This window comes from Streptomyces sp. NRRL S-118, from assembly GCF_000716335.1.
Taxonomy (GTDB): Bacteria; Actinomycetota; Actinomycetes; order Streptomycetales; family Streptomycetaceae; genus Streptomyces.
In genome coordinates, this window is sequence record NZ_KL591033.1 from 61372 (window position 1) to 70276 (window position 8905).

The window sequence follows — 8905 nt, forward strand, 5'->3', positions numbered from 1 at the left end:
CCGGGGCGAGGCGGCGGGCCGGGGCGAGGCGGCGGGCCGGGGCGGGGAACGCCGGTCCTACCGCGCGTCCGTCTCGTCGAGGTGGTACAGCTCGGGCACCGGGACCTTGATCGGCTCCTGGGTGGTCCGTGCGATCACGACGACCACCGGCTCGTCCGGGTCCGGATTCTCCTCGCGGTGGGGGACGAACGGAGGGACGAGCAGGAAATCGCCGGGACCGGCGGAGATCCGCACCTCCTGCCGGCCGTCGTGGTGGACGAACACCGGGTGGCCGCTGACCACGTAGATGCCCGCCTCCGAATCGCCGTGGTGGTGGTTGTCGGTCGCGCTCAGCGGCGGGTTCTCCACCAGCCCCATCCAGAGTTTTTTCGAGCCGGTGGTGCTGCCGCTGAGAGCGGCGTGGCCGTGCGACTCGCCGGCTCGTACGTGGTGGATGCGGTCGCCCCGCGACGCGTTCCGGGTGCTCGGCGTGGTCCCGGCGCCTTCGTGGACGGTCATCGTGTGGCCTCCTGGATGCTGTCGTCGCCTTCGGTCGTGCACCAGGCTGCGATCACCGCGCCGCGGCGACAACTGCTGGTGCGGGAACGGCAACGCACACCGGGAGCACGCCCGCGCCGCGCCCGTCAGGGGCCGATGGAGCTGCCCACGCCGCCGCCCGTCGAGCTGCCGATGGGACGGATGCCCCGCGTGATCTCGTCCATGAGGGCGAGGTCCGGCCCGTCCGGGCCGGCGTCGAAGGCGAACCGGACGACGACCGGTGACTCGCTGCCCATGGGTGAGGGGAACGCCAGGGACTGGACCCAGCCGCCGGGGCCGAAGGCGGTCGTCACCCGCCAGCGGACGAGGTGGCCGGTGCGGCCGGCGACGACGGCGGGCCGGGAGGCGACCAGGCGGTGGGACCGGATGCCGCCGTGGTAGCGGTTGCCGAGTGCGTCCTTCTCGTAGGCGCGGTCGGCGGCCGTCTTGATGTCCTGCTCGGCGATCGCCCGGTAGGAGGCCCCGGCGGCGGCGCTGACGGTGGAGGAGGTGACGGTGCCGCGCCGGCAGTCGCGGCCGGTGTCGGCGGGGCAGGGCGCCTGGGCCACGGTGACCACCGTGGGGACGTCGGTCGTGGTGAACTCCGGCTTCTCCCAACCGTCCGGAACGGGCAGCGTGATGCCGTTGAGCTGGTCGACGAGGACCGTGGGGTCCTCCTCGGGGGTGGCGCTCGGAGTCGGGCTCGGGGCCGGGGCCGGTACGGCCGTGGGAGGGGCCGAGGAGGTCGCGGCGCTCACCGGGGGCGCCACGGTCTCGTCCCCGGGGGCCAGCATGACCGCCGCCACGGCGATCGCGGCCACCACGGCGACGCCCGCCGCGGCGACGGGCAGGGCCCGCCCTGCGCGGTTCCGTCCGGGCGAGCGCGTGTGACCGGTCCAGGCGGTGCCGTCCCACCAGTGCTCGACGGCGGGGTTGCCGGGCTCCGGGTACCAGCCGGGGGGACCCCCCGTGCCGCCGGGCACGGGAGGAGGGGTCGTCATGCTCATGCGGTCACCTTAGGGCGCGCCCTCGGGGCCCGTACACGGAGTCTCCTGGTCGGGCACGGCGCAGCCGTCGTCGCGGCGGACGGGCCCGGGGGTGCCGTCGGCCGGGGACTACCCGGTGGTGGGGCAGGCGGCGGCGAGGGATGCGGCCGCGGCGTCGGTGAGGTGGCCGCCGGTGGTGGGGCGGTCGCCACCGCCGGGCGGGCGGAGGGGACTGTCGCTCAGCAACCGGAGCAGGGTGGCGTCGCCGGCGCCGTTCCTGATGACGGTGCTGTCCCGGTCGAAGACGGCGACGGGTTTCCTCCCGTCCGCGCGGACGCGGGAGCCGCAGCGGCCGTGGTTGTCGATCATCCGCTGGAGCCGGTCCCGGTCTCGGCCGTACCAGCCGTCGGTGACGGTGAGGCGCGGGCAGGCCTCCGGGGGCGCCTCCGGAGTCGCGTGGGCGGATCCGGACGCGGCGGTCAGGCCGGTGACCGTCATGGCGAAGGCGGCCGCCGCGGCGGCCCAGCGGCGCAGGTCTGTCACGTACACGCCCCAGGTCTACGCAGGACAGCCGGGCGTCGTGCGACGCCCGGCTGTCGGGGTGGTGGAGGCGGGGTGAACGGCAGGGGTTACAGAGGGGTGACGTAGGCGCCGGAGATGCCGCCGTCGACGAGGAAGTCGGTGGCGTTGACGAAGGAGGAGTCGTCGCTCGCGAGGAACGCGACGGCGGCGGCGATCTCCTCGGCCTCGGCGAACCGGCCCACCGGGATGTGGACGAGGCGGCGGGCGGCGCGCTCGGGGTCCTTGGCGAACAGCTCCTGGAGGAGGGGGGTGTTCACCGGCCCCGGGCACAGGGCGTTGACGCGGATGCCCTCGCGGGCGAACTGCACGCCCAGCTCGCGCGACATCGCCAGCACGCCGCCCTTGGAGGCGGTGTACGAGATCTGGGAGGTGGCCGCGCCCATGATGGCGACGAAGGAGGCGGTGTTGATGATGGAGCCCTTGCCCTGACGCTGCATGTAGGGGATGGCGGCCTTGCAGCACAGGTACACGGAGGTGAGGTTGACGTCCTGGACCCGCTTCCAGGCCTCCAGGCCGGTCTCCAGGATGGAGTCGTCGTCGGGCGGCGAGATGCCCGCGTTGTTGAAGGCGATATCGACGCTGCCGTAGGTGTCGTACGCGGCCTTGAACAGGGCCTCGACCTGTTCGGCGTCGGTGACGTCGACGCGTACGAACGTGCCGCCGACCTCGTCGGCGGCGGCCTTGCCGGCCTTCTCGTCGATGTCGCCGCACACGACGTGGGCGCCTTCGGAGGCGAGGCGGCGGGCGGTGGCCAGGCCGATGCCGCTGCCGGCGCCGGTGATGACGGCGGTACGGCCCACGAGGCGGCGGCACACAGTGTTCTCGGTCATGTCGGGTCAGGCCTCCGTGCTGATGAAGACGTTCTTGGTTTCGGTGAAGGCGGTGAGGGCGTCGGGGCCGAGCTCGCGGCCGAGGCCGGACTGCTTGAAGCCGCCGAACGGCGTCCAGTAGCGGACGCTGGAGTGGGAGTTGACGGAGAGGTTGCCCGCCCGGACGGCGCCGGAGACGCGCAGGGCGCGGCCGACGTCGCGGGTCCAGACGGAGCCGGACAGGCCGTAGTCGGTGGCGTTGGCGAGCCGGACGGCGTCCTCCTCGTCGTCGAAGGGCAGGACCACGGCGACCGGGCCGAAGACCTCCTCGACGGCCGCCGGCGCGTCGGGCGCGAGGCCGGTGAGGACGGTGGGCGGGAACCAGAAGCCGGGGCCTTCGGGGGCCTTGCCGCGGATGCCGGCCGCGCCCTCGGGGACGTACGAGCGGACCCGGTCGAGCTGGGCCCGGGAGATCAGCGGGCCCATCTGGGTCTTCTCGTCGGACGGGTCGCCCACGACGATCTCCTCGACGGCGGGCGCCAGGAGTTCCAGGAAGCGGTCGTACGCGCCGCGCTGGACGAGGATGCGGGTGCGCGCGCAGCAGTCCTGGCCGGCGTTGTCGAGGAAGGACATCGGGGTCGCGGCCGCGGCGGCCTCGATGTCGGCGTCGGCGAAGACGATGTTGGGGCTCTTGCCGCCGAGTTCGAGGGTCACGCGCTTCACGCGGTCGGCGCACGCGGCCATGATGCTCTTGCCGACGCGGGTGGAGCCGGTGAAGACGATCTTGGCGACGCCGGGGTGCTCGACCAGGGCGTTGCCCGCGACGGGCCCGGCTCCGGGCACCACCTGGAACAGTCCCTCGGGGAGCCCCGCCTCCAGGGCGAGTTCGGCGAGCCGGAGGGCGGTGAGCGGGGTGGTCTCGGCGGGCTTGAGGACCACCGCGTTGCCGGCCGCGAGCGCGGGGGCGCTGCCCCAGGCGGCGATGGGCAGGGGGAAGTTCCAGGGGGCGATCACCCCGACGACGCCGAGGGGTTCGAGGATGGTGACGTCGAGTCCGCCGGGGACGGGGATCTGGCGGCCGTTGAGGCGTTCCACTCCCCCGGCCGCATAGTCGAGCAGGTCGCGGACGTTGCCGGCTTCCCAGCGGGCGTTGCCGATGGTGTGGCCGGCCTCGCGGACCTCCAGGCGCGCCAGTTCCTCGACGTGGTCGTCGACGACGGCGGCGAAGCGGCGCAGGAGGCGGGCCCGGTCGGCGGGGGCCGCCGCCGCCCACCCGCGCTGGGCGGCGGCGGCGCGGGCCACGGCGGCGTCGACGTCGGCGGCGGTGGCGGCCGGGACGGCGGCGACGACCTCTTCGGTGGCGGGATCGAGTACGAGGTGCTGGTCGGACAAGTCGTTCCTCACATGCGTTCGAAGGAGCGGCGCAGCTCCCAGTCGGTCACCGCGGCGTCGAAGGCGTCGAGCTCGACCCGCGCCATGTTGCGGTAGTGGGCGACGACCTCGTCCCCGAAGGCGGCCTTGGCGAGGGGGCTGTTCTCCCACAGCTCGGCGGCCTCGCGCAGGGTGGTGGGGACGTGGGCGTAGTCGGCGGTGTACGCGTTGCCCTGGCACGCCTCGGGGAGTTCCAGCTCCTGCTCGATGCCGTACAGGCCGGCCGCGACCAGGCCGGCGACGGCGAGGTGGGGGTTGACGTCGCCGCCGGGGAGCCGGTTCTCGAAGCGCATCGAGCGGCCGTGGCCGACCACCCGGAGGGAGCAGGTGCGGTTGTCGTACCCCCAGGCCACGGCGGTGGGGGCGAAGGACCCGGGCTGGAAGCGCTTGTAGGAGTTGATGTTGGGCGCGTACAGCAGGGAGAAGTCCCGCATGGCCGCGAGCTGCCCGGCCAGGAAGTGGCGCATCACCGGGGACATGCCGCCGGGCCCGTCGCCCGCCATGACGTTGCGCCCGTCGGCGTCCTGCAGCGACAGGTGGATGTGGCAGGAGTTGCCCTCGCGCTCGTTGTACTTGGCCATGAAGGTGAGCGAGACGCCCTCCTGGGCGGCGATCTCCTTGGCGCCGGTCTTGTAGACGGCGTGCTGGTCGCAGGTGACGAGGGCTTCGTCGTACTTGAAGGCGATCTCGTGCTGCCCGGGGTTGCACTCGCCCTTGGCGGACTCGACGGTCAGGCCCGCGCCCGCCATCTCGTTGCGGATGCGGCGCAGGAGCGGCTCGATGCGGCCGGTTCCCAGGACCGAGTAGTCGATGTTGTACTGGTTGGCCGGGGTCAGGCCCCGGTAGCCGGCGTCCCAGGCCTGCTCGTAGGTGTCCTTGAAGACGATGAATTCGAGCTCGGTGCCGACGTGGGCGGTGTAGCCGTGCCCGGCGAGCCGCTCCAGCTGGCGGCGCAGGATCTGGCGGGGCGCGGCGACCACGGGGGTGCCGTCGCTCCAGGCGAGGTCGGCGATGAGCAGGGCCGTGCCGTCGTTCCAGGGGAGGCGGCGCAGGGTGGTCAGGTCGGGGTGCATGGCGAAGTCGCCGTAGCCCTTGGTCCACGAGGACATCTCGTAGCCGTCGACGGTGTTCAGTTCGACGTCCACGGCGAGGAGGTAGTTGCAGCCCTCGGTGCCGTGTTCCAGTACGTCGGAGAGGAAGAAAGGTGCGGCGAACCGCTTGCCCTGGAGCCGCCCTTGCATGTCGGGGAAGGCCAGGACGACTGTGTCGATCTCACCGCTCGCGACGAGGCTTCGCAGCTCCTCGACGGTGAGCGGGGGTTTGCGGTCTGCCACGGGGATGCTCCTCCTTCGGTCAGCCGGGAGCCATAAGGTATTGCCGAAGACCATTACTTGGGAAGGGGAAACCGCGAGGTGGCGAAGAAGAGCTCGGGAACGGGGCCGGAGGACCGGCTCGCACCCGTCCTGCGGCCGGTGCGGGCGGGCAACGGCTTCGAGGAGGCCCTGGAGCAGATCCTCCAGGTGGTACGGCTGGGCCTGGTGCCCGGCGGCGAGCGGCTGCCAGCGGAGCGGGAGCTGGCGGAGCGGATGAGGATCAGCCGGGTGACGCTGCGCGAGGTGCTGAAGGTCCTCCAGGAGCAGGGCCTGGTGGAGAGCCGGCGCGGCCGGTACGGAGGAACGTTCGTGCTGCACCGGGACCGCACGCCGGGCGACTCGGCCGAGGAGGAGCTGCGCCGCCGCATCGCCTCGGTCGACGTCGAGGACACCCTGCGCTTCCGCGAGGTGCTGGAGGTGGGGGCGGCGGGGCTGTGCGCGGCGCACGGCCTGTCCGAGGAGGGCGCCCGGCGGCTGCGCACGGCGCTCGCCGCCACGCACGACGCGCCCCTCGAGGACTACCGCCGCCAGGACACGCTGCTGCACCTCACCCTGGCCGAACTGTCGGGGTCGCCGACGCTGACGGCGCAGTACGCGGCGGTCCGGGCGACCGTCAACGACCTGCTGGACTGCATCCCGTTGCTGGTGCGCAACCTGGAGCACTCGCAGCACCAGCACACCGCGCTGGTGGAGGCGGTGCTGGAGGGGGACGCGGACGCGGCGCGCGAGGTGATGCGCGAGCACTGCGCGGGGACGGCGGCCCTGCTGCGGGGGTTCCTGGCGTGAGCGCCGGCGCGGCCCCGGGCCGGCACCCCGACGCGGGCCCCGTAACCGGAACGTAACGCACGGGTCTTGCGCCGGCGCCGCACCACCGCAAAGGTATGGGTCCATTCCATTGGGCCCCGACCACTTGCGGGAGCGCTGCTGCCATGACGCTGGAAGAAACCAAGGACACCGCCGGTCCGGCCGGCTCCGACGACTATCTGGAGCGCCGCGCCCTGCGCCGCGGCAGTGCGGGCTGGCTCCTGCTGACCGGCCTGGGCGTCGGATACGTCGTCTCCGGCGACTTCTCCGGCTGGAACATCGGCCTCGCGGAAGGCGGCTTCGGCGGGCTGGCGATCGCGACCGTGCTGATGGGCGTGATGTACGCCTGTCTGGTGTACGCGCTCGCCGAGCTGTCCGCGATCCTGCCCGCGGCGGGCGGGGGCTACGGCTTCGCACGCCGGGCGCTCGGCACGTGGGGCGGCTTCCTCACCGGCACCGCCATCCTCATCGAGTACATCCTGGCGCCGGCCGCCATCTCGATCTTCATCGGCGACTACGTCGAGTCGCTCGGCCTGTTCGGCCTGGAGTCGGGCTGGCCGGTCTACCTGGCCTGCTTCGCCCTCTTCATCGGCATCCACCTGTGGGGTGTCGGCGAGGCCCTGCGCTTCAGCCTCATCGTGACGGCGATCGCGGTGGCGGCGCTGCTGATCTTCGCGGCGGGCGCGTTCACGGACTTCCGGGTGGACGGCCTGGACGACATCCCGGTCGACGCGAGCGCGTTCGGTTCGAACTCCTGGCTGCCGTTCGGGCTGCTCGGCATCTGGGCGGCGTTCCCCTTCGGGATGTGGTTCTTCCTGGGCGTCGAGGGCGTCCCGCTGGCGGCCGAGGAGGCGAAGGACCCGGTGCGGTCCATGCCGCGGGCCCTGTCGCTGTCGATGATGATCCTGGTGCTGCTCGCCGTGCTGACCTTCTTCGCGGCCACCGGCGCGCGGGGGTCGGCCGCGATCCAGGACGCGGGCAATCCGCTGGTCATCGCGCTGCAGGGCGACGGCGACCCGACCGCGCTCAGCCGCTTCGTCAACTACGCCGGCCTCGCCGGCCTGGTGGCCTCCTTCTTCTCCCTGATCTACGCCGGATCGCGCCAGCTCTTCGCCCTCTCCCGGGCCGGCTACCTGCCGCGCTTCCTGTCCCTGACGAGCCGCCGAAAGTCGCCGTACCTGGGCCTGCTCATCCCCGGCGCGATCGGCTTCGCCCTCGCGGCGGGGACCGGCAACGGGGCGCGGATGCTGAACATCGCGGTGTTCGGCGCCACGATCTCGTACGCCCTGATGGCGCTCTCCCACATCGTCCTGCGGCGCCGCGAGCCGGACCTGCCGCGCCCCTACCGCACGCCGGGTGGCGTCCTGACCTCCTCCGTGGCCCTCGTCCTGGCCCTCTCCGCGCTGGTGGCGACGTTTCTGGTGGACGTGGACGCGGCACTCATCGCGCTGGGGGTCTACGTCGTCGCCCTCGCCTACTTCGCCTTCTACAGCCGTCACCGCCTCGTCGCGAACGCGCCGGAGGAGGAGTTCGCGGCGCTGGCGGCGGCCGAGGCCGAACTCGAACGCAACTGAGCACGACCGAGAGGAACCCGCCTGTGCCTGCCAAGCCGCTGATCGGCATCACCACCTACCTGGACCCCGCGAAGTGGGGCGTGTGGGACATGCGGGCCGCGCTGCTGCCCGAGGTGTACCCGCGCCTGGTCCGGGCGGCGGGCGGCATCGCCGCGATGCTCCCGCCGGACGCGCCCGCCGTCGCCGCGGAGGTGGTGGCCCGCCTCGACGGCCTGGTCGTCGCGGGCGGCGCGGACGTCGATCCCCTGCGGTACGGGGCCGAGCGCGACCCGCGTACGGGGCCGCCCGCCACCGAACGCGACGCGTGGGAGCTGGCCCTCATCGAGGCGGCCCTGGCGGCCGGCACGCCGGTGCTCGGCATCTGCCGGGGCATGCAGCTGCTCAACGTGGCGCTCGGCGGGACGCTCGTCCAGCACATCGACGGCCACACCGGCGGGCTCGGCGTCTTCACCCGGCACACGGTCAAGCCGGTGCACGGCACGCGGTACGAGTCGCTGGCACCCGACGCGACGACGGTCCCGGCCTACCACCACCAGGCCGTGGACCGGCTGGGCGACGGCCTGACGGCCTCGGCCCACGCGGAGGACGGCACGGTGGAGGCGATCGAGCTGGCGGGCGCGGGGTGGGCGATGGGTGTCCAGTGGCACCCGGAGATGGGCGAGGACCTGCGGGTGGTGGAGGGGCTGGTGCGAGCGGCCTCGTCATGATCACGCGAGAGGCCCGGCCCCTGGCAAGGGTCTCGTGGGGCCGGGCCTCTCACGTGTCTCAGGCCGAGGGGAGGCTGGGCAGTTCCTTCGGCAGGGTCCGCGACTCCCGGCAGTCGACGGCCT

9 protein-coding genes are annotated in these 8905 nt (G+C 73.1%); 3 read left to right on the top strand and 6 right to left on the bottom strand.

Features of this window, described 5'->3' with window-relative positions:
* Positions 1–57 precede the first annotated feature (57 nt).
* From IH00_RS0134130 to IH00_RS0134155, 6 genes are all read right to left on the bottom strand, one after another.
* Positions 58–498: a cupin domain-containing protein gene (locus IH00_RS0134130; protein ID WP_031080037.1), complete on the bottom strand. Its 441-nt coding sequence runs from the start codon at positions 496–498 to the stop codon at positions 58–60.
* Between the two features lie 125 nt (positions 499–623).
* Positions 624–1523 carry a DUF2510 domain-containing protein gene (locus tag IH00_RS0134135; protein WP_234335074.1) on the bottom strand — a complete coding sequence of 300 codons (900 nt, stop codon included), beginning with the start codon at positions 1521–1523 and terminating at the stop codon, positions 624–626.
* Positions 1524–1631: 108 nt separating this feature from the next.
* Positions 1632–2051, bottom strand: coding sequence for a hypothetical protein (locus IH00_RS0134140; RefSeq protein ID WP_031080042.1), 420 nt, complete (start codon positions 2049–2051; stop codon positions 1632–1634).
* 80 nt (positions 2052–2131) lie between these two features.
* Positions 2132–2914 (bottom strand): 3-oxoacyl-ACP reductase, encoded by a 783-nt coding sequence (locus IH00_RS0134145; RefSeq protein ID WP_031080044.1) that lies wholly within the window; start codon positions 2912–2914, stop codon positions 2132–2134.
* Between the two features lie 6 nt (positions 2915–2920).
* Positions 2921–4285, bottom strand: coding sequence for an aldehyde dehydrogenase family protein (locus IH00_RS0134150; RefSeq protein ID WP_031080046.1), 1365 nt, complete (start codon positions 4283–4285; stop codon positions 2921–2923).
* 8 nt (positions 4286–4293) lie between these two features.
* A complete protein-coding gene (locus tag IH00_RS0134155; protein ID WP_031080048.1) occupies positions 4294–5658 on the bottom strand; it encodes a glutamine synthetase family protein in 1365 nt (454 codons plus the stop codon).
* Between the two features lie 78 nt (positions 5659–5736).
* Between IH00_RS0134155 and IH00_RS0134160 the strand changes: the two genes are divergently transcribed.
* The 3 genes from IH00_RS0134160 (at position 5737) to IH00_RS0134170 (ending at position 8782) form a co-directional block, all read left to right on the top strand.
* Positions 5737–6483 (top strand): FadR/GntR family transcriptional regulator, encoded by a 747-nt coding sequence (locus IH00_RS0134160; protein ID WP_031080049.1) that lies wholly within the window; start codon positions 5737–5739, stop codon positions 6481–6483.
* Between the two features lie 143 nt (positions 6484–6626).
* Complete coding sequence (eat, locus tag IH00_RS0134165) at positions 6627–8075, top strand: ethanolamine permease (RefSeq protein WP_031080051.1); 1449 nt, start codon at positions 6627–6629, stop codon at positions 8073–8075.
* A 23-nt stretch (positions 8076–8098) separates the two neighbouring features.
* Positions 8099–8782 carry a gamma-glutamyl-gamma-aminobutyrate hydrolase family protein gene (locus IH00_RS0134170; protein WP_031080053.1) on the top strand — a complete coding sequence of 228 codons (684 nt, stop codon included), beginning with the start codon at positions 8099–8101 and terminating at the stop codon, positions 8780–8782.
* The last annotated feature ends 123 nt before the right edge of the window (positions 8783–8905 follow it).

Coding starts and splice junctions, on each gene's coding strand:
- IH00_RS0134135 (WP_234335074.1), bottom strand. CDS start 1,523: ATGAGCATGACGACCCCTCCTCCCGTGCCCGGCGGCACGGGGGGTCCC.
- IH00_RS0134130 (WP_031080037.1), bottom strand. CDS start 498: ATGACCGTCCACGAAGGCGCCGGGACCACGCCGAGCACCCGGAACGCG.
- IH00_RS0134145 (WP_031080044.1), bottom strand. CDS start 2,914: ATGACCGAGAACACTGTGTGCCGCCGCCTCGTGGGCCGTACCGCCGTC.
- eat (WP_031080051.1), top strand. CDS start 6,627: ATGACGCTGGAAGAAACCAAGGACACCGCCGGTCCGGCCGGCTCCGAC.